The following is a 20,616-nucleotide window of genomic DNA, read 5'->3' as shown; positions in this document are numbered from 1 at the left end:
CAACGAGAAGGAGCAGGCCGTCAGTAGACCACCAGAGACGACGGCCAGGCCGGCCGTGCCGGTGACGCCCCACAGCAGACTTCTGCGGCTGCGCGCGAGGGGTCGCGCCTCTCCCTCACCTGCACCGTGGATTGTTGAAGACTGATTGAACATGGTGACTCCCGCTTGGCAATGATCCCCATAGTTAGTCGAAAATGGGGCGAACTACTCACCGTCTGGCGAGAGTTCGGGCTCACGGTGAAGCAAGAGGGGCAGCGAAGGAAACGGAAACTCTCAGAAACCGACATCCGTCGTGGCAACGTAGGCCAACAGGCACCATGAGTCAACGCCCCGTCAACTACTCGACATTCGCCCGTTGGGTCCGCTGCCTGGCCGCATGCGGTCCAGCCCGCGCATCACAGCTCCGGGCTGCATCGACCTGCACCAGAGGTGATCTCATATGAGACCCGGGGTCGAGGATGTCGACGTCGATGCCGATGGTTTCGTCTCCGCGCGGGGGCAGTCGCAGCCGCCGCGCCTCCGACGCGGGAAGGTGCCGTGGGCACGGCCACCGATGACCGGGCGGCTGGTGGTCCTCTATGCCTGGTAGGCCGCGGAGATCTGGCCCACCAGGGTGGCGAACGGCATGTCAAGGGCGGCGTAGAAGTCATGGTTCGCCCCCCGCCCGCGTGACCGGGTGCGGGTTGTCTGTCCCGGTTGCCGTCCGTGGGCTGTACGGATCACGGAGTGCCGCCGTTCGATGGATGCGGCGGTCGGGTCCGACGTGGCTGCCCTCCGGCCGGAACACCTTCGCGTCCTTGCCCCACCCGGCCACGCGTCGTCATCCCGCTCCATGGTGCGTCGGGCCGGCACCTGGCACGACCAGCCGTCGCGCACCAGAAGCTTCCGCACGCCCTCAATCGTGCAGGCCAGATGGAAGCGCCCGCCGATCAACGTCTTGGTCCGGGCGAGCATCCATCGTTTGTCCTCCCAGTCGTGCTCGGGCGGCCCCTTGGCCAGGTCCGCCTCCAGGTGCATGAACTGCTTCTGGCTGAGCGTCGGCAGCGACGCCGGCCCCTGCGACCGCAGCGCTCGCGGACCGCCCTCGTTCCTTGTCCGCCGCCACCGCTGCACCGACCACCGCTGCACCGACCGGACGCTAACCCGCAGGTCCTTGGCGATCAGCGCACTCGCCTCACCCCGAGCGAAACTCCTGGCGTTCGGCGGTCAGCCCGCCCCCCTGTGGATACCGCATGCCTCCGGTGGTTCCGCTGCGGACGACCAGCAGTCAGTGTGACTCAGTGCCTCAGTTGGCGGTTGAGTGTTGTGGTTGGCGAGCGAGCTGATTTCGCCCCCGACACACAAGCTCTCGCCGCCCGTATCGGCCGAGACGCCGCAGCCCAACCCACCCGGGGGCATGGCGCATGAGTTCCCTGAATCAACCTCTATGCCGCCAAGAGGGTGTCGTCGGCTGTGTTGATCTCCCGTTGGTCTGATGGATCCCGGGGGCGTAGCAGGCTCCGTCACGCCAGCGGGCCCAGATCACGCGGAGCCAGGCGCTGGCGAGGATGCGGGTGGCGTAGGGGTGGCGCTTCTTGCGGGTCCGCGCGTCGGTGTAGATCGGCGTGGCGTGCGTGTGCAACATCTCCGACGTCGCCGCCACTTCGGTCATAACTCATACATATTGGCGCGCCGATGCGAGCCGCGACATAACCCAACTAGGGGCGCTAGCAGTGACATTGCGGCACCTGCGAGCCTGACTCGGCACTCCCGGCCGGGATAGATCCTAACTATCCCTTGACTCACCGGGCCCCCAGCTGCATGCTAGTTCGTATTCACGCCTGCCGTCCGCCGTACCCCGTGCCAGAAGAGTATGAACTATCTGCGTGAGATGCTGCGCTTCCCCTTTCCCGGCTCGAGATTCCGCTCCATGTCGCTCCATGTCGCTCCACTGAATGCTGACTGAAGAAAGGATCTCGGCAGTGAGCAGACGCTTGCAGAAGGTCGCCTACCTGCTAGGGATGGCGATCGTCGCGTCATTCCTGTTCGGCCTGCCCGGAACAAATCAGGCATACGCGCAACAGACGGCGGGGAACGCCCCGTTCATCAACTCATGGCTGGTGTCGGGCCCCTTTGATTCACCGGTCGTCGACAAGAAGTACGCATGCGAGGAAGACGGCGAGGTGCCGGCCGACGGAAAGACGAAGATAGAACCCAAGGTCGGAACGTCGCTGAGCTCCGGCGACGAGGGCCGGAAGTGGGAGTACTTCGACGACCGTATGTACAACCGGACCTACGACGACTACCAGGATCTCTACGGGTACTACTCCGTGAAGAAGGGTGTCGACACACGGAACAAGTATGTGTACGCGCACACATACGTCTACAGCCCGACCGACCGGCAGGCAAGTTTCAACGTCGGGGCGAGCGGCTCATTCCGGCTGTACGCGAACGACACATGTCTGACGAAGCCCAGCACCCCGGTGGAGGTGCGGAAGGACCTGACAAAGCAGACGGTCCAACTGCACGCGGGCTGGAACAAGTTGATGATTCAGATCAAGCACACCTACACGGAGGACATCAATTCAAACGGTGTGCCGATCGCCAAGGACCAGGACGTTTCCTATCTCGGGTTCTACGGCCGGGTGACGGATGAGTCCGGCAACGAGATCACTGACCTCGTGAACTCGGTGGCAGGTCCGTCCGACAAGCTCGAAATCGTGTCTCAAGGACTCTCGACCGACGACTCGACCGGCACGCCGCTACCGAAGGGGAACATGCCGGTCGGCTACAAGGAGTGGCCGTACGTCTGGAACAAGTCGGCGTCCGACAACAAGTATGGTGTCGCCGCATCGGATTTCCAGTTCATGGCCGCTGGTGGCGCGCCGGGCTATACCTGGAAGATCACCGACGGGAAGCTGCCCGGCGGTCTGGAGCTGAACCCCGACGGCTCCATCGCCGACGGACTCGTCGACGGAAAAGTCGATCTGAACAGCACCAAGGGAGTCATCAGCGTCCACACCGAACCGGGCGACTACCACTTCACCGTCCAGGTGACCGACAAGGACGGGAAAACCGCGTCAAGAGACTTCACCATCACGGTGAAGGAACGCCCCAACAAGTGGTTCGAGCAGGGCAGGGTCAGCGCACTGACGCACTCCACCCCGACCTACAACTACTTCGTGGATCCGAATTTCTCCGCTGATCGATGGGCTGTGCGAGCGAAGCGTGAAGGACACTCGCTGGTGTCGATCGAAGCACTGCAGCAGAACTACTTCTGGCCGTCCAAGTTCGCGGACCCGAAGCACATCAGGGCGGAGTACCTCCCCAAGGACAAGGACGGGAAGGTCGTGGACGGGCTGAAGCAGTACGCGCAAGCGGTGAAGCGTTACGGCATGAAGTTCGGCCTGTACTACGCGACCGAGGGCGGAGGCTTGCAGCACTACTCCACTGATGTGTTCGTGCAGAACGTGGCGGACCTCATCCACCGCTACGGTCCGGATTACCTCTACTTCGACGGTCCACAGGCAATGCCCGATGCCAACTATGACGTCATGTACAGCATGGTGCGCAACTACAGCGACAAGATCACCGTGAACTCGAACGCTTGGGGGGCCGAATACGGAGATCCTGATCTGCGCACCGGCGAGGCGTCGGGCATCTACGGCAACGGCGGGAAGAACCATCTTCTGAAGCGGACGCCCATGGAGCCGTGGAAGATGATCCACACCAAGAACATGCTGTCGCCGTATTACGAGAAGCGCGACGACTTCCGGCAGGTCACGAAAGAGATGGTGATGAACGCCGGTCGGGGTGAGGTCGACAACAACGATCAGAGTGTGCTCGACAGCCGCGGGCCGAACTGGGACTCCCCCAAGGATATCTCCACCAGATACCCGAAGGCTGTCCAGGAGTTCATCGACGTAAGAGAGAAGCTCGCCGACTGGTTCGCGCCGAAGGGAAAGCCGGAGAGGCACGAGTCCACGACGGGCACGACCCCGTACTTCCTGTCCGGATACGGCTACGAGACCGACGGCCGAGGAAACTACGAGAAGTTCGCGCACCCCGACAGCACGACCGGCCCGCAATGGGGATACGCGACTTCTAGGGACAATAACGTCTACCTCCACATCATCAAGGGGCCGGACGGCAAGAAGGGGTTCGACGCGATCACCGACAAGTCCCTGACCATTGCCCCGGTCAAGGACCACGTGAAGTCGGTGCAGTGGCTGAACAACGACGTTCCGGTCACGTCATTCCACCAGGACGGCGACCGCCTGACCATCAACCTGTCCCATGTGCAGGAGGATCCGATCGACACGATCATCAAGATCGTGACCGACAGTCCTGAGCGCACGTACAAGCTGACCGACGTCACCGCGACCGGTGAGCAGCTTTCGCCGCGGACATTGAAGGTCAACGCCGAGGGCTACATGACGTATCCCGCGCTGAAGGCCAAGCTTTCCGACGTGAGGTACACCAGCTCGAATCCGGAGGTGGCGAAGGTTCGGCCCAGCGGAATCGTGACTCCGAAGTCGGACGGCACGACGAGCATCACGGTACGCGGAACCCATGAAGGCGTGACCAAGCAGGACACGTTGAAGGTGCGGGTCGAGGACCACATCGTCTACGACGCCGAGGACGTGATCGGCGCATCACTTCTGGTCGAAGGGAAGGAAACCTACGGTGAGTTCGGCCTGAACGACGGGCTGACGTACGCGATCGAAGGCAGGTCGGACGCGGGCGGGCCCATCGGCCTGGACGCGGCACAGATCAAGTGGCATGGCGGCATCGTCGATCTGGGCGGCGGCGACAAGTACAAGCCGGTTGCCATCAAGGAATCGGACACGTTCACGTTCAAGAACGGCAAGATCTTCACTCCGCAGGTCGAGGCGCCGACCAGAGGAGTCGTCTGGGCGGACGTGACGCTGGACGGCAAGACCTTCACGACCAACAGGGTCTTCATGGACCTGCTGCCGTACAGGAACCTTGCCAAGGATGCCGACATCACAGCCGGCCAGCAGCAGGACGCGGTGTCGAACCTCACCGACGGCAAGCTCATCGAGACCGACCAGTTCGATCGGTCGAAGTGGTCGGTGCCAGGAGATGACAAGCCCTGGGTACAGTTCAGGCTTCCTGCGAAGCACGAGATCTCCAGCATCGACGTCAACTTCAACACGCTGGACCAGAATTACCTCAACACACCCAAGACGATGAAGATCCAGACCAGTATCGACGGTGTGACCTGGAAGGATGCCGACACCTTCAACGGCCCCACGGGAAGCGCCTATTTCGGCTTCTACGACCACTACCCACTCAGCACACCGGCCGAGGCCCAGTACGTGAAGCTGGTGTTTGACGGCGGCTCGAACGGGTCGACGACCGATCTGCTCGAAGTGGCCGTCAACGGACGGTAGCCAACACGGCCCCGGTCAGCGCCACCCTTCCGCCGTCGAGGAAGTTCAGCGGGACCTCCTGACTGCCAGCTGCCATCGACGGAGGTGACCGCCCGCGGTCACAGTGTTGGCCCGTCCCACTGATCCAGCAGGATGTCGCCCATGGCGTCACCGGGCCCGGCTGCGGCGTCGTCCAGGGACTGTTCCGTCCAGATGACCTTGCCGCGGGCGGTGTACCGGGTGCCCCAGCGCCGTGCGAACTGGGCGACAAGGAACAGACCTCGGCCGCCCTCGTCGGTGGTGGCCGCGCGGCGCAGGTGCGGGGAGGTGCTGCTGCCGTCGGAGACTTCGCAGATCAGGCTGTCACGGTCGTACAGCAGGCGGAGCCGGATGGGTTCGGTGCCGTGGCGGATGGCGTTGGTGACCAGTTCGCTGAGTATGAGCTCGGCGGTGAAGGCGACCTGATCCAGCCCCCAGGACTCCAGCTGGCGGGCGCAGGCCGCGCGGAGAGGAGCGACGGCAGCGGGTTCGGAGGGCACGTCCCAGTCGGCGACCCGGTCCGGGTCCAGCAGCCGGGTGCGGGCCACCAGCAGGGCGATGCCGTCGCTGGGGCGGGCAGCAGGGCGTCGAGTACCGCCTGACAGGCCTGCTCGGGGGTCTGGTCGGGGTGAGCCAGGGCCTGCCTCAGGAGTTCGAGGCCGGTGTCGATGTCGCGGTCGCGGCTTGCGATGAGCCCGTCGGTGTACAGGGCCAGCCGGGAGCCCTCGGGCAGGTTCAGTTCGACGGTCTCGATCGGCGCGCCGGAGCCCAGGCCAAGGGGCGGTGGGACGGGCACGTCGGGGAAGGTGACGGTGCCGTCGGGGTGCACAAGGGCGGGTCCGGGATGGCCGGTCCGGGCGATGCTGCAACGGCCGGAGACCGGGTCGTAGATCGCAAACAGGCAGGTGGCACCCGTGATACCTTCGCTCTCGCCCTCGGCGGCCTCTCTCTGGTCGATGTGGGCGACCAACTCGTCGGGGTGGCCCAGGAGTTCGTCAGGGGACAGATCGAGGGCACAGAAATTGTGGACGACGGTGCGCAGGCGGCCCATGGTGACAGCCGCATGCAGGCCGTGCCCGACGACATCGCCGACGACCGGGCCGACGCGGGTGCCGGGCAGCGGGATGACGTCGAACCGGTCCCCGCCCACCCCGGCCTGAGCGGGCAGGTAGCGGTGGGCCACCTCCAGGGCCGACTGCCCGGGCAGACCGCGGGGCAGCAGGCTGCGCTGCAGGGTGACCGCCATGGAGTGCTCGCGGGTGTAGCGGCGGGCGTTGTCGATCGCGACCGCCGCTCGGGCGGCCAACTCCTCGGCGAAGGACAGATCCTCCTCCGCGAAGGGATCCTTCTCCGAGCGCCAGAAGTCGACCATCCCCAGCACCACGTCGCGGGCCTGCAACGGTACAGTGATCAGCGAGTGGATACCGAAGTCCAGGACGCGCTGCTGTCGGCAGGTCAGAGGCGTATGTGGTGGGAGACCATAGTTCTCGGGCCGACTGTGCGCGCGGGCACCACGACCGCTGTGACGGCACCCCCGCAGGCCGGCCGGCGGACCACGTGAACCCGGGTCCGCTCCCGCTGCCGGCCGCGGCCTGCCCGGACGTGCCGGCCGGTCACCACCGCGGCTTCGCAGGATTGAAGCCCGGGTGGAACCGGCGCATGTATCCTGTGTCGTCGCGTCCGGTGATGCCCTGCCGAAGGTAGTTCTCGTGCAGTCGGGCGAGCGCGTCCCGGTCCAGCCGCACACCGAGCCCCGGCGACATCGGCACCGGCACGGCGCCGTCGACGAAGGTCAGCGGCCGCTCCACCACGTCGACCCCCAGCTGCCACGGCGTATGGGTGTCGGCGGCATAGGACAGTTGCGGCAGCGCCGCTCCGAGGTGGGTCATCGCGGCAAGGCTGATACCGAGATGGCTGTTGGAGTGCATCGACAGGCCGAGGCCCCAGGTCTCGCAGATGCCGGCCAGACGCACCGACTGCCGCAGTCCGCCCCAGTAGTGGTGATCCGACAGAATGACCTGGACGGAGCCGCGATCGACGGCCTCGGGAAGGTGGTCGAAGGAGACCACGCACATGTTGGTGGCCAGCGGCATCCCGGCGGTCTCGGCGACGGCGGCCATGCCGGCCAGGCCCTCGGTGGGATCCTCGAGATACTCCAGCAGACCCTCGGTCTCGGCGGCGACCCGGCGCGAGGTCTCGACGCTCCACGCCGCGTTGGGATCGATGCGCAGCGGCAGCGAGGGGAACGCCTCGCGCAGCGCGCGCATGGCGTCGAGTTCCTCGTCGGGAGCGAACACACCCCCTTTCAGCTTGATCGACTGGAATCCGTACGTCTGAACCATCGTCCGCGCCTGCGCCACGATCCCCGCGGGATCCAGTGCGGCACCGTAGGGGTCGGGGGCATCGCCGGGGTGCTGCGCCCACTTGTAGAACAGGTAGGCGGAGAAGGGCACGGCGTCACGTACCCGGCCGCCGAGGAGATCGTGGACCGGCCGTCCGATCGCCTGGCCCTGCACGTCCAGGCAGGCGATCTCGAATGCGGCGAAGACCCGCAGCGCCGCCTTCTCCGGTCCCATGCCGCCCGACGGACCGAGTTTCTCCGCGGGTGCGTCAGCGGTGCCGAGGAGTCCGTCCACCACGGACTTGATGTATTCGGTCCGGAAGGGATCCAGCCCGATCAGCAGCGGTGCCACCGTACGCAGCACCGCCAGGTGCGTGGCGTCGCCGTAGGTCTCGCCGAGCCCGACGAGCCCGTCCCCGCAGTCGACTTCGATGATGGCCCGCAGCGCCCACGGCTCGTGGCAGCCCACGGCGTTGAGCAACGGCGGATCGGGGAACGCGATGGGTGTGATGCGGATATCGGTGATCATGGCGTGCCCTGACGGGCACTGCGGCTCCACATGGTTCTTCGAATTCGTGACATTCATGGAGAAATCTCCCATTCAAGGGTTGCCTCGGCCGAGCCGGTGACCGGCTGACCGTGACGAACGGATGGCTGCTACGGGGGGACGGCCGTCACAGGGCTCGCCCAGGGGAGCTCGCGCCAGGTGCCCAAGAGCCGGACCCCGCCGGCGGGGCCCGGCGTGCCGTGCTGGGTCATCACCCCGGGCGCGTACGGCTCGGCGTCGTCGAGCGGGTGACAGCCGATCGCCTCGCCTTCGGTCACGCGCACCGAGCCGCGGGTGTGGCGACTGCCCCCGGACGATCCGCGCGCTGCTCACCGCGTGTGAGCAGGCGGGTTACTTGTCGCGCTGCGCCAGCTGGGAAGCGCCGATCGCGTGCAGCCGGAAAGCCTCTGCGGCGTCGTCCTCCCGGCCGCTCACCAGCAGGTCGAGCAGCCGTGCGTGCTCGTCGACGAGCTTGTCGCGACTGCCGGTGTAGAACGGGTCGGAGACCACGAGCAGGCCCCAGAGGCTGGGCTCCATCACCTCCCACAACCGCGGGAGCAGGTAGTTGCCACTGGCCAGGCAGACGAGACGGTGGAACGTCATGTCGCTGTCGCGGAAGCTGATCGGGTCGTCCTGCCGGGCCGCTTGCCGCATGTCGTCGATCACGGCGGTCAGCTGCTCGACGTAGCCCTCGGCGCGGCACTGGGCTGCGGCTCGCGCAGCGAACTCCTCGAGCTGACCGCGCAGCTCCCGCGCCTGATCGGCCTGTTCCGTCGAGATACGGGCGACCCGGCTGCCCAGCCGCGGCACATGAGTGACCAGGCTCTCGTAGACCAGCCGCTTGACGGCCTCGCGCACCGGGGCCTGGCTGATGCCCAGCCGCTTGGCGATGTCGGATTCGACGATCCGCTGATCCGGCACCATCTCGCCGCTCAGGATGGCCGAGCGCAGCAGCCGGTACACCCGGTCGGACAGAAGTCCGCCGGAAGCCATGCTCTTGTTCTGTTCGAGCAGATCGTTCAGGTCGGTCATCAGTGCTCCCCCTGCCGCGTCGTCATCCTAGTATCGATAGCGGCGGCCGCCGGATCGAGTCCATAGGCCTCGACCGCCGTACCGCCCCACACCGCGGTCGCCTCGTCCGCGGTCAGTCCGCCCAGCATCCGCGCCGCGGCCCCGACCACGTCCTCGTACGGCGACCACTGCGTGCTGACCGGCCAGTCGGACCCGAACGCCAGCCGGCGCGGCCCGAACACATCGAGCAGCACCCGCGCCACGGCGTCCCGGCTCACTCCGCCCGGTCCGGCGGTGGCCCTGCCGAGACCGGACAGCTTGCACACCACATGGGGCAGTCGCCCCAGCGGCGTCAGCTGCGCGGCCCACTCGCCGAGCCCGTCGCGTCGCACGTCGACGGCCGAGATGGCGCCATGGTCGACGACGAACCGTACCTGAGGCAGATCCCCGGCCGCCGCGCAGGCCTCACGCAGAGTCCCGTGCCCCAGCAGCAGGTCCACGGCCAGGCCCCGCTCGCCGAGCGCCGCGAGCGAACGCCGCACCTGGGGCAGCCCGAGGCGGGCGCCGTCGCCCGCCCCGACCGGGTCGCGTACCCCGACCAGCGCGGAACCCCCGTCCTCGGCGCGAAGTGCGTCGATCATGTCCACCGCGGCCGGGTCGGCGAGATCCGCGTGAATGACGACGCCGGCGATCCGGGGGGAGCACGCGGCCAGGCCCAGCAGCCAACGGGCCTCGTCCACGGTTCGCCCGGCCTGCACGGCGACAGCCGTCACCGGCCCGGCGGCCGCGCCGAGGTCATCGAGGAGGCGGGGGCGATTCAGCTCGCCCGCGGACCGCAGCCACCCGTGGTCGTGCAGACCGGGGTCCCACAGATGGACGTGTGCGTCGATGCCGGTCACGGCGTCGGCACCTCCCGCGGGAGCAGTCCCGCCGCGCGCAGATCCGCCCACAGGTCTGCCGGGACGGCGGTCTGCGCCATCGCCAGATTCTCCCGCACCTCTTCGGCGGTCCTGGCCCCGACGACCAGAGCGGACACGGCGGGATGCCCCCACGCGAATCGCAGGGCCGCCGCCTTCAGCGGCACCCCGTGGCGGTCACAGACCTCCGCGATGGCCAGCGCCGCGGCAACCCGGTGCGGCTCGGCCGTCCGGTAGTCGTATCTCGCGCCGGGCCGCGGATCGGCCAGCAGACCGGAGTTGTACACCCCGCCCAGGACGACCCCGACACCACGGGCCTCGCACGCGGGCAGCAGGCCCGTCAGCGCTTCCTGATCCAGGAGCGTGTACCGGCCGGCCAGCAGCACGCAGTCCACATCGACCTGCGCGACGATCCGCTCCAGCATGCCGCTCTGGTTCATGCCCGCGCCCACCGCCGACACCACGCCCTGCTCCCGGAGGTCGACCAGGGCGCGGAAGGCCCCTGTGAGGGCCTCCCGCTCATGGTGGTCGGGGTCGTGCACGTGCGCGATGTCCACCCGGTCCAGGCCGAGCCGCTCCAGGCTCCGCTCCAGGCTCCGCATGGTGCCGTCGTAGGAGAAGTCCGGCTCGGACCCGCCGTCGGTGAGCCGGTATCCGACCTTGGTCGAGACGACGACCTCGGACCTGGGCACCTCGGCCAGTACCTGGCCGAGCCGCTGTTCGGACACGCCGTTGCCGTACCGGGGTGCGGTGTCGAACAAGCGCGTTCCGCCCGCCAGCGCGGCACGCACCGTGTCTCCGGCGTCCTGCTCGGGAACCGGCTCGTACAGGTTGCCCAGGGGGGCGCAGCCCAGGCCGAGGCTGCCGACCACGAGGCCGGCGCGGCCCAGCACACCCGGGGCAGGGACACGGCTCATCGCTGGGACGCCCGTGTCCGGTCGCGCCACTGCTCGTACTCCGCACGCGACTCCGACGTCAGCGGGTAGTAGTTGCCGAGCCGGGCGCCCTCGTCGAGACGCATCCGGCTGAACACCTCCCACTCCTGGTGGTCCTGGGCCGAGGCGATCACCTCCGGCGCGGTCGCCTGGGGGACGACGACGGCGCCGTCGTCGTCGGCGACCACGATGTCGCCGGGCAGGCACAGCACTCCTCCCGCGGCGACCGGCACGTCGTACGCCCAGGGGAACAGCTCCGACTGGGAGGCGTAGTGCGGGGTGGTGCCGGTGCACCAGACCGGCACACCGAGCTCGCGGACCCGCGGAGCGTCCCGGATCCGGCCGTCGACGACGATGCCGGCTCCGCCCTTGCGCTTGAAGTAGCGGACGAGCATGTCGCCGACGCAGCCGCTGAACGCCGACCCGTACGCCTGGATGACCAGGACGTCACCGGGCTGGACCGCCTCCAGGACCGCCCACAGGGCGGTCTGGCGTTCGATGGCCTCCTGCGCCAGGCCGCTGGCTATGTCCTCGCGCTGCGGCATGAACTGGAGTGTCAACGCCGATCCGGCGATCTTCTGCCCGGACGTCAGCGGCTCCGGCCCTTCCATCCACGTGCGCCTGATGCCCATGCCATGGAGCTTCGAGCACGCCGTGGCGCTGCTCACCCCGCCCATCCGTTCCACCAGCTCCGCATCGGCCCGCCGGTATGCGCCGCCGCGCACCGGAAGGGGGAACACCGGCTGGGCATGTTCATCGTTCGTCATTGCGCTTCTCCTGGAATCGGTCGAACGTGGGGTGGCTCGGGGTGAACTGGCGACGCCTCACATACAGCGTCAGATCGAGCCGGGTGCCGGGCGGCAGGATCACCGACAGGTGGCTGTCGTCAACGTCGGTGCGGTGGGTGCTGGTCGTGTACCCGTCGGCCCGGTAGGCGCGGTTCGGGCCCGGGTAGCCGGCGTCGAGCCGGTCCGCCACGACATGGTCGATGGCGTCCTCGGCGAACGCGCCGGCCTGCACGGTCAGACGCCGCTCACGCGTATTGCCCAGGTTGACCAGCCGGACGCGGACCCGGGCCTCGTCGAGGTCCGTGACGAGGGCGGCGACATCGGCCGGCAGGCCGGGACGGTCGCGGTCGGCGTCCCAGTAGCGCACCCGTGCCTGCTGGAGTCCCCCGTTGTAGGGGGCGGCGGGAGCGCCCGTGGTCAGCTGCACCAGAACCTCGGTCACCACGGGATTGAGCCGCTGCCACCAGTGGATGTCATCGGTGCGGGTGGTCGTCGAGTCCTCGCGGATGAGCGCCATCCTGCGGGCGACCTGCCCCAGCGCCATGCGCAGGGCCAGCGCCGGGTAGTCGGGATTGCGGCCGTCGAGGTAGGCGAGCCACGGCGCCTCGTGTCCGGCCTCCTCCTTGTCGCGGAAGGCGTGCACGGTCGTCCAGTCGTAGCCGCATTCGCGCTCCACACGCTCCAGCCGCCGGCGGTCCTGCGGATCGCCGGTGCACCACCAGATCCAGGCAGGGAAGGCGATCTGCAACGGCTGGTGGTCGAACCAGCCGTGCAGGCCGTACCGGTAGGGCACGAGTTGCAGGTCGTTGCCGGCATCGGGTCCCAGGCGCTGGAGCCAGGTGGTGGCCATGCTGGACTCACCCTCCCGGACCGGCCCGCGCGTCGCCTCTTCCAGCACCCGGTCCACAGGGGCGCGGGCCAGGTCGAACCACGCGTTGTCGCCGGTGACCAGGGCGGCGTTCATGGCGGCGACCACCGCGACCGCGCCGACGCTGTGCAGACCGTGCGGCCAGGTCCAGCCGTACGCTCCGCCGAACCAGCGGCCGTCGTGCAGTTCGCCGACCTCTCCGCGGGGTCCCACGTTGTCGGGGACGACACCGCCTGCGGCGGCGGCCCGGTCCCGCCAGGCCTGCACGTAGTCGACGAGCCAGTCGCGGTACCGGTCCCCGCCGGTGTACAGCCACGCGTTGGCGATCAGCGAGGTGGAGGCGAGGTTCACCGCGACGTCGCCGTCGCCGAGCCGCCGGTTCATCGCCTCGCCCATCCGCCGCGCGTTGACGGGGTCGGCCAGGTCGTCCCAGGTGCCGATGCCGGGCAGATCCTCCAGGGGCAGGCCGTACGGTCTCATGTTGGTCAGTTCCGCGCCGAACCCCTGCGCCCAGGCGTCGTCCACCCCCCGGCGCGGTCCGCCGGCCCCGGTGTGCGGGGCCCGGACGATCCTCAGCGGGCCGTCGACGTTCCCGACGGGCGAGGTGGGCAGGTAGAGGTCGGCGAAGCGCAGGGCCCGCCGGCGGAACGCCTCGTCGGACGGGTCGGCCGCGCAGATCCCGTAGAACATCAGGAGCGACTCGCCCTGGTGGAACCAGTCGTAGCCGCGCTCGTACTCGTCGACCAGGAACCCGGCGGCGGAGAGCTGCCGGGTGATCCCGTTCCAGTGCTTCTTGGCGGCGTCGAGCAGGTCGTCCGCCCCGCCCAGCATGTACAGCATCGGCCAGTTGAAGAACGGTTCGTAGAAGTCGTCCGCCCCGTCACGGCCCTTGAGCTCCCCGTCGAAGCGGAGCCCGCCGTCGGGGTGGCAGTAGCGGTCCTCGAAGACCCGCCACGCCTCGTCCAGGACCGAGAACAACCGCCGTTGCAGTACGGCCCAGGCCGGCGGTTCGCAGGCGGGCACCGACGCGGTCACACTCACCGGGCGCTTGCCCACGGTCATCCCTTCGTCGCGCCGGCGGTGAGGCCGCCGACGATCTTGCGTTGCATGATCACGAAGAAGACCAGCACCGGCGCGATCGCCAGGAGCAGCGTCGGATACACCACGGACAGGTCGGTCGTGTGCAGCCCGATCGCGGAGTACACGCCGGTCATCACGGTATAGAGGCCCGATGTGGGGCCCAGGACGATCTGCGGGTTCACGAAGTCCGTCCAGACACCGATGGTGTGCAGGACGACCGCGGTCACGACGACGGGCCGCATCAGCGGGAAGATCACCTGCCAGAAGGTGCGCAGCCGGCCGGCCCCGTCGATCTGCGCCGCCTCGTCGAGCTCCCGGGGGATGGACTTGATGTAGCCCACGAACAGGAACATGGACAGGGGCAGGGTCAGCGTCGCCTCGTACAGGACGAAGCCGGGGATCGTGCCCATCAGACCCGTGAAGCGCAACACGTAGATCACGGGGATGACCAGCACCTGCCCGGGAATGAACAGGCCGGCCAGGAACACCAGCAGCATCCCCCGGTGCCACGGGCGGGTGCCGCGGGCGATGACGTACGCGGCCGGACCGGCCAGCGCCAGGGACAGCGCGTTGACCAGGACCACGAACATCACCGTCACACCGAACGCCGTGATGATGTTGAAGTCCGGTGACGACAGCGCCGATCGGAGGTAGTCCGTGGACAGCACGCCCGGGTCGGCGGAGAACGGCCGCTGACGGATCGCCGACTCCGGCTTGAAGGCGTTGACGATCACGAGGTAGAGCGGCACCACCATGCCCAGGGCGAAGACGCCGAGCATGACCGAGCCGACGCGGCTGCCTGCATTGCGGTTCACGCTTCCACCGCCTTCTCGCTGCGCTGACGCAGCGCCACGATCACGACGGCGAGCACCGTGATGACGATCATGAGGACGATGCTCTGGGCCGAGGCGTAGCCGATCTTCCCGTTCAGGAACGACTCCGACAGGACCAGATACGCGTACGTCTGGGTGTGGCCGGCCGGACCGCCGTCCGTCATCGCCAGTACCAGGTCGTAGACCCGCAGCAGCTGGACGAGTACGAGGACCACGTTGATCGTCACGGTGGGCGCCAGCATCGGCAGCACGACCTGACGGAAGGTCTGCCAGCGGGAGGCGCCGTCGATGCGTGCTGCCTCCAGGAGCGACTCGGGGATCGTCTGCAGCCCGGCGAGGTAGAGGACCACGTTCACCCCGAACGTCGACCAGATCACCACGAAGACGATCGCCGCCAGCGCCCATTGCGGATCGGAGAGGAACGGGATCTTCGAACGGTGGGCCGCGGTCAGGAGCGTGTTGACCGCGCCTTCGCTGCTCAGTACGGCCGACCACAGGAATCCGATGATGACCGCGCCGAGCACGTGCGGGTAGAAGAACAGTCCCCGCAGCATCGCCTTCAGGCGCCCCTGGCCATTGAGCATGACCCCGAGGCCCAGGCCGAGGACGTTGCAGGCCACGGTGCCGACCACCGCGATCACGAGCGTGACATAGGCCGCGCTCGCCACGTCCGGGTCGTGGAACAGCTGAACGTAGTTGTCCAGGCCGACGAACGCGTAGTCGTCGGAGAAACCGTCCCAGTCGGTGAGGCTGAGCCGTCCCGCGACCACGACGGGGATGAGGATGAAGGCCACGATCGCCGCGAGGGCGGGACCGACCATGAAGATGCCGGAAAGGCTCCGGGCGGCGCGTGCGCGCAGGGGGCGCGGGGCGGGGCGGGGGACTGGACGGGGGCGCCCGGGGACCGGCGGGCCGTCCGCCGCTCCGGGGGCGGTGAGCGTCTCGCTACTTGGGCGCATTCGCGGCCCACCACTTGTCCATGGCCCCCGACACCTGACCGGCCGTCGCGCCGAGATACATGCTCTGGACCTGGGTGTTGAACTCCGCGGGGAAGCCCGAAGGGGAGGAGTTGTCGCCCAGCCCGGGGCCGATCGCCACCGTCCTGCCGCCGGCCTCGTCGAGAAGCTTCGCGATGTCGTCGGTCAGCGGGGAGGCTTCGTAGCTGTATCCGGTACGGAAGTTGCCTTCAGCGCTCAGCGCCTTCGTGATCGCCTTCTTGTCGCTGACCAGGTACTTCACCAGGTCAATCGCCGCATCCGCATGCCTGGAGCTCTTGAGCACCGAGTACGGCATCGCCGGATTGGCCGCCTGCGGCGGCGTGGAGCCGTCGAAGGTGGGGACGGGGAACACGCCCGCGTCGATGCCCGGCTTCGCCTCGGCGAGCGAGGCCGCGAGCCAGTTGCCCATCACCATGGTCGCGGACTTGCCGGCGGTGAAGTTGTTGATCATGTCCTGGTACTTGATGCCGTTGGCGTCCTTGGGGACCAGACCGTCCTTGATCCAGGACTGGTAGACATCCAGGTACTTGGCGTAGTTGCTGCCGGCGAAGGTCACGGAGCCCTTGTTCCGCTTCGCGTACCAACGCGGCTCGGAGTTCATCACGTTCGGGTTGGCCATCATCAGGGCCTGCGCGCCGGTGGTCCACTCACCGCCGGTCTGCATCGGTGTGTACCCGGCGTCCTTCAGCTTGCGCAGCGCGGCGGTGAACTCGTCGAGCGTCTTGGGTGCTGCGGTGACACCCGCCTTGGTGAACGCCGTCCTGTTGTAGAACACCAGCGACTGGAGCTGGACGCCGGTGCCGGCCATCCACACCTTGCCGTCCAGCTTGGACGCCTCCGCGAACGGCGCGTCCTTCACCCACTGCGCGTCGGGCAGCGGAGCCATCTGGCCGGCGAGAGCGGTGTTCTGCCCGCCGGCGAGGATGTCGGGAGGGCTGCCCGCGGCCAGTTGCTGCTTCAGCGTGTCCTCGATGCCCCTGCCGGTGGGCGCCTCGATCGTGACCTTCACTCCGGGGTGAGCGGCGACGTACCCCGCCACCAGGTCCTTGTAGAACTGCTTGGTCAGCACGGGAGTGACGTTGACCAGCATGCGGATGTTCTTGTCGCCGCCTGCTGAGTCCGAGCCGGTCGAGCAGCCCGTGAGCAGTGCGGCGGATATGGCGATGGCACCCAGCTTGACCAGATGCCGGCGAGAACCCGAACCCATCGAACCCTCCAACGAACGCTTATCGCTTATCGGTTATCGATAGCGAGCTCACCTTCGAGGACTTGCCGGGCGACGGTCAAGGGTCCTCGGCGGCAGCGTTACCTGTTCGCAACCTTCGAGGCGGGTGAACCCGGCTTCTTTCGACGGGTTCTGCAAGACGCCTTGACACTCGCGGTCGTGGCCCCGCTACTTGTCGCTCAGCGATTATCGATAAGGCGCGAGCATCCTGCAACCAGGGCCGGTAGTCGAAGCATTGTGCAACAAGGGCCCGTCCGGAGCCGCCGCGTGCCCGGACCGTGGGCCCGGTTCCCGTAGGCATCCACGAAAGGCACAGCATGTCCAGACTCTCTCGACGTGATCTCCTCAGGGCCGCAGGGGCCGTCGGCGCCGGTGTGTCGGCGGCGGTTGTTGCCGGACCGGCGTACGCCGTTGACCGCGGGGACCCTTCCGAGGACCAGAAGTACTTCTTCGTGGCAACGGACGGGAAGGACTCGAACCGGGGCACGCGGGCCGAGCCCTTCGCGACGCCGGAGAAGGCGCGCGACGCGATCAGGGCCTGGCGGCAGCATGCGCCGGGCCGTGCCGCGGCACCGGTGACGGTCTTCCTGCGGGGCGGCACCTACCGTCGGACGCGAAGCTTCACCCTTGAGGCGCAGGACTCCGGTTCGCCGGGCCGCCCGGTCACCTACGCCGCCTACCGCGGCGAGCAGGTCCGGCTCGTCGGCGGTGTGGACCTGCCTGCTGCGGGGTTCGGGGCGGTCGGCGACGAGGCGGTACGCAACCGCCTTCCGGCCGGATCGCGTGACGCGGTCCGTGAGTTCGACCTGACGGCGCTGGGGATCACGGACTACGGGCAGATCGTCCAGACCGGATACGGGCTGCCGCGCGCGGTCACCCCGCCCGAACTGTTCTTCAACAGCGAGGCGATGACCCTCGCCCGCTACCCGGGCACCGGGTTCCTCACGGCCGGCGAGGTCATCGATCCCGGCGGGAACCCCCGCAGCGTCCTCGGCGACCCCGACAAGATGGCCGCCGAGTTCGCCAAGGGGGCCACGTTCGCGTACCCCGACTCCAGGCCGTCGTCCTGGACCGGCACGGGTGACGTGTGGATGCAGGGCTACTGGTTCTACGAGTGGGCCGACGGCAATCTTCAGATCAAGGCCATCGACCCGGCGGCGCAGACGCTCTCCACCAGGACCGCCAGCATGTACAGCGTCAAGAAGGGCTGTCGCTACTACTACTACAACGTGCTCGAGGAGCTGGACTCGCCGGGTGAGTGGTATCTCGACCGGTCCACCGGCAAGCTGTACCTGTACCCGCCCAGCGACCTGACCGGCGCGTCGGCGCAACTGTCCCTGCTCGCCGAACCGATGGCCGTCCTCGACGGCTGCTCGAACGTGACGTTCTCGAACCTCGTGTTCGAGGGGTCGCGCGGCGACGGCATCGTCATCACCGACGGCACGTCCAACACGGTCGCCGACTGCACCCTGCGGTTCCTGGGGGGCCGTGCGGTCACGATCGGTGACACGAGCGTCTCGGCCGGCCCGCACGGCGGATCGGACAACGAGGTCCGCGGCTGTCACATCCAGGCCACCGGCCAGGGTGGCATCGCCCTCGCCGGCGGCGACCGGGCCACCCTCACCCCGGGGCGCAACCGGGCGGTCGGCAACGAGATCCACGACTACAGCCGGCTCCAGCTGACGTACAGTCCCGCGGTCGAACTCGCCGGCGTCGGGAACCGGGCCGCCGGCAACCACATCTACGATGCGCCGCACGTCGCCATCCTCTTCCGCGGCAACGATCACGTGATCGAGTACAACGAGATCAACGACGTGGTGAAGGAGACCAACGACGCCGGCGCCATCTACGCGGGGCGGGAGTGGACCGGACGCGGCACGGTCATCCGCTACAACTTCCTGCACGACATCGTCGGGAGCGGCGGAGCGCACTTCGCCTCGGGCGTCTACCTCGACGACTGCTTCAGTGGGACGACGGTCTTCGGCAACATCTTCTACGAGGTCGACACCGCCTTCCAGATCGGCGGCGGCCGGGACAACACCATCAGCAACAACATCGTGCTGTCGTCGGGCCGTTCCGTGACACTCGACGAACGAGGTCTCAACTGGGCGGCGGGGAGCGTGGCGCCCGGTGGCGCCTGGGGGATGTACGACCTGCTGGCCGCCGTTCCGTACCGGGACGAGCCATGGCGGTCGCGCTATCCGCACCTCGTGAACATCGCCGACGACCAGCCGGCGTACCCGAAGTACAACGTCGTCGAGTACAACGTCCTCAGTGCCGTCGCCGCGCTGGACATCGCTCCTTCCGCGCGCAGGTACGGGACGGTCGACCACAATCTGACGCTCACCGCCGACCCCGGCGTCGTGACGGTCGTGGACGGGAGGCCGGTCCTGGGCGACGACGGCCTGATCGCCGCTCAACTCCCCGGCTACCAGCGGATACCCATGGACCGGATCGGACTCCCGCGCATCGCACGGCCGTGAACCGGGCCGGTCACAGGGATATAAATTAGTAATTAACCTTGACGGTGGCCCGGTTGTCCCGTCACTCTGTACCGGCCGCAGGAGTGCCCGCCCACCCGGGCCAGGGGGGCGGGCACCCGTTCCGCGGGGGCGCGGGCGGAGTCGCGATCACGCCTGCGCGCAGCCTCCGGAGGGTGCCACCGTCAGTCACGAAGGGGGAAACGCGGAGAGCGGTGCGCCGCGGACGGCCTCGGAGGTGAAGCCGTCCGGGCCGACCGGACGGTCGCCGAGCACGGCCACCCGGTAGAGGGTGCGGCGATGGCCGGTGTGGTCCAGGTCGGCCGGCTGGAGGTGGGCGACGGCGCGGTTGTCCCAGATGGCGACGTCGCCGGGGGCCCAGCGCCAGCGCAGCGTGTACTCCGGGCGGCCGATGTGCCCGTGGAACAGCTCCAGCAGGTGGCGGCTCTCCCAGGGCAGCAGACCGAGCACGTGGGTGACGGAGGCGGGTGGCGTGAACAGTGCCCGTTCACCGGTTTCGGGGTGGACGCGCACCACCGGGTGGACGGAGAGCAGGGTGTCCTCGGTGAGCCGGCGCAGGACCTCGACGTCCTCCTTGTCGGACAGCAGCAGGCGGTTGGCGGCGTACAGGGTGTGCTCGGCGCGCAGCCCGTCGGCGAGCACACGCAGCGGCGCGGAGAGGCTCCGGTAGGCGGCGACCAGACTGGTCCACTGGGTGTCACCGCCGTACGGCGGAATCACCTCGGCCCGCAGGACCGAGACGGCCGGGGGGTTGACGGTGGCGGCCAGGTCGACGTGCCAGCCGGAGTAGGGCTCGAGGGACTTCGGCCGCAGCCGCTCCTCGAACCGCTGCCCGTGCCGGGTGTCCTCCACGTCCGGATCCACGGTGAGGATCTCGGGGTATCCGTCCGGATGCACGCCGTGCTTGCGGCCCGGACGCCGGGTCAGTTCGCCGAGGCGCCGGCCGAAGGCGATGTGCCCGGCGTGGCCGAGCCGCTGGCCGCGGAGGAAGACCACCTTGTGGCGCAGCAGAGCGGTACGGATCGCGCCGATGATCGAATCGGGCAGGGGCAGTGACAGGTCGACTCCGCCGATCTCGGCGCCGATGTGGCCCGTGAGCCGGCGGACGTCGATACCCGCCTCCGGTGTTTCCGTCATGCGGTTCTCCCCCCGTGGTCG

General features: G+C 68.2%; 14 protein-coding genes and 1 pseudogene. 2 read left to right on the top strand and 13 right to left on the bottom strand.

Annotated elements, in window-relative coordinates; all coding sequences use genetic code 11:
• Nucleotides 1–576 precede the first annotated feature (576 nt).
• Nucleotides 577–1,128, bottom strand: a complete 552-nt coding sequence (locus OG782_RS02570) for a winged helix-turn-helix domain-containing protein (protein ID WP_406447748.1) — start codon at nucleotides 1,126–1,128, stop codon at nucleotides 577–579.
• Nucleotides 1,129–1,961: 833 nt separating this feature from the next.
• Here OG782_RS02570 and OG782_RS02565 point away from each other — a divergent pair.
• Nucleotides 1,962–5,396 carry a discoidin domain-containing protein gene (locus OG782_RS02565; RefSeq protein ID WP_406447747.1) on the top strand — a complete coding sequence of 1,145 codons (3,435 nt, stop codon included), beginning with the start codon at nucleotides 1,962–1,964 and terminating at the stop codon, nucleotides 5,394–5,396.
• 98 nt (nucleotides 5,397–5,494) lie between these two features.
• Here the strand turns inward: OG782_RS02565 and OG782_RS02560 are convergent.
• The 11 genes and pseudogenes from OG782_RS02560 to OG782_RS02510 form a co-directional block, all read right to left on the bottom strand.
• Nucleotides 5,495–6,933 (bottom strand): annotated as a pseudogene (locus OG782_RS02560) (SpoIIE family protein phosphatase); the annotation flags it as partial.
• 94 nt (nucleotides 6,934–7,027) lie between these two features.
• Nucleotides 7,028–8,341, bottom strand: a complete 1,314-nt coding sequence (locus OG782_RS02555; protein ID WP_406447746.1) for a glucarate dehydratase family protein — start codon at nucleotides 8,339–8,341, stop codon at nucleotides 7,028–7,030.
• 71 nt (nucleotides 8,342–8,412) lie between these two features.
• Nucleotides 8,413–8,586 (bottom strand): hypothetical protein, encoded by a 174-nt coding sequence (locus OG782_RS02550; protein WP_406447745.1) that lies wholly within the window; start codon nucleotides 8,584–8,586, stop codon nucleotides 8,413–8,415.
• Nucleotides 8,587–8,653: 67 nt separating this feature from the next.
• Nucleotides 8,654–9,334: a GntR family transcriptional regulator gene (locus OG782_RS02545; protein WP_406447744.1), complete on the bottom strand. Its 681-nt coding sequence runs from the start codon at nucleotides 9,332–9,334 to the stop codon at nucleotides 8,654–8,656.
• Nucleotides 9,334–10,212, bottom strand: coding sequence for an amidohydrolase family protein (locus OG782_RS02540; RefSeq protein ID WP_406447743.1), 879 nt, complete (start codon nucleotides 10,210–10,212; stop codon nucleotides 9,334–9,336). The genes OG782_RS02545 and OG782_RS02540 overlap by 1 nt, the downstream gene beginning before the upstream one ends.
• Nucleotides 10,209–11,147 carry an aldo/keto reductase gene (locus OG782_RS02535; RefSeq protein WP_406447742.1) on the bottom strand — a complete coding sequence of 313 codons (939 nt, stop codon included), beginning with the start codon at nucleotides 11,145–11,147 and terminating at the stop codon, nucleotides 10,209–10,211. Before OG782_RS02535 ends, OG782_RS02540 begins: the two co-directional genes overlap by 4 nt.
• Nucleotides 11,144–11,932, bottom strand: coding sequence for a ribonuclease activity regulator RraA (locus OG782_RS02530; RefSeq protein ID WP_406447741.1), 789 nt, complete (start codon nucleotides 11,930–11,932; stop codon nucleotides 11,144–11,146). The genes OG782_RS02535 and OG782_RS02530 overlap by 4 nt, the downstream gene beginning before the upstream one ends.
• Nucleotides 11,919–13,877 (bottom strand): hypothetical protein, encoded by a 1,959-nt coding sequence (locus OG782_RS02525; RefSeq protein WP_406447740.1) that lies wholly within the window; start codon nucleotides 13,875–13,877, stop codon nucleotides 11,919–11,921. Before OG782_RS02525 ends, OG782_RS02530 begins: the two co-directional genes overlap by 14 nt.
• Nucleotides 13,878–13,879: 2 nt before the next feature.
• Nucleotides 13,880–14,716 carry a carbohydrate ABC transporter permease gene (locus tag OG782_RS02520; RefSeq protein WP_406447739.1) on the bottom strand — a complete coding sequence of 279 codons (837 nt, stop codon included), beginning with the start codon at nucleotides 14,714–14,716 and terminating at the stop codon, nucleotides 13,880–13,882.
• Nucleotides 14,713–15,693 carry a carbohydrate ABC transporter permease gene (locus OG782_RS02515; protein WP_406447738.1) on the bottom strand — a complete coding sequence of 327 codons (981 nt, stop codon included), beginning with the start codon at nucleotides 15,691–15,693 and terminating at the stop codon, nucleotides 14,713–14,715. Before OG782_RS02515 ends, OG782_RS02520 begins: the two co-directional genes overlap by 4 nt.
• On the bottom strand, nucleotides 15,680–16,939 hold the full coding sequence (locus OG782_RS02510; RefSeq protein WP_406447737.1) for an ABC transporter substrate-binding protein: 1,260 nt from the start codon (nucleotides 16,937–16,939) through the stop codon (nucleotides 15,680–15,682). The genes OG782_RS02515 and OG782_RS02510 overlap by 14 nt, the downstream gene beginning before the upstream one ends.
• Nucleotides 16,940–17,274: 335 nt before the next feature.
• Here OG782_RS02510 and OG782_RS02505 point away from each other — a divergent pair, with 335 nt between their 5' ends.
• A complete protein-coding gene (locus OG782_RS02505; RefSeq protein ID WP_406447736.1) occupies nucleotides 17,275–19,440 on the top strand; it encodes a right-handed parallel beta-helix repeat-containing protein in 2,166 nt (721 codons plus the stop codon).
• 186 nt (nucleotides 19,441–19,626) lie between these two features.
• Here the strand turns inward: OG782_RS02505 and OG782_RS02500 are convergent, their stop codons facing one another.
• On the bottom strand, nucleotides 19,627–20,595 hold the full coding sequence (locus tag OG782_RS02500; protein WP_406447735.1) for a TauD/TfdA dioxygenase family protein: 969 nt from the start codon (nucleotides 20,593–20,595) through the stop codon (nucleotides 19,627–19,629).
• Between the last annotated feature and the right edge of the window lie 21 nt (nucleotides 20,596–20,616).

This window comes from Streptomyces sp. NBC_00876, assembly GCF_045207435.1.
Lineage (GTDB): Bacteria > Actinomycetota > Actinomycetes > Streptomycetales > Streptomycetaceae > Streptomyces.
Note: the sequence above shows the minus strand (reverse complement) of the source record. Positions and strands in the feature narration are given on the sequence as shown.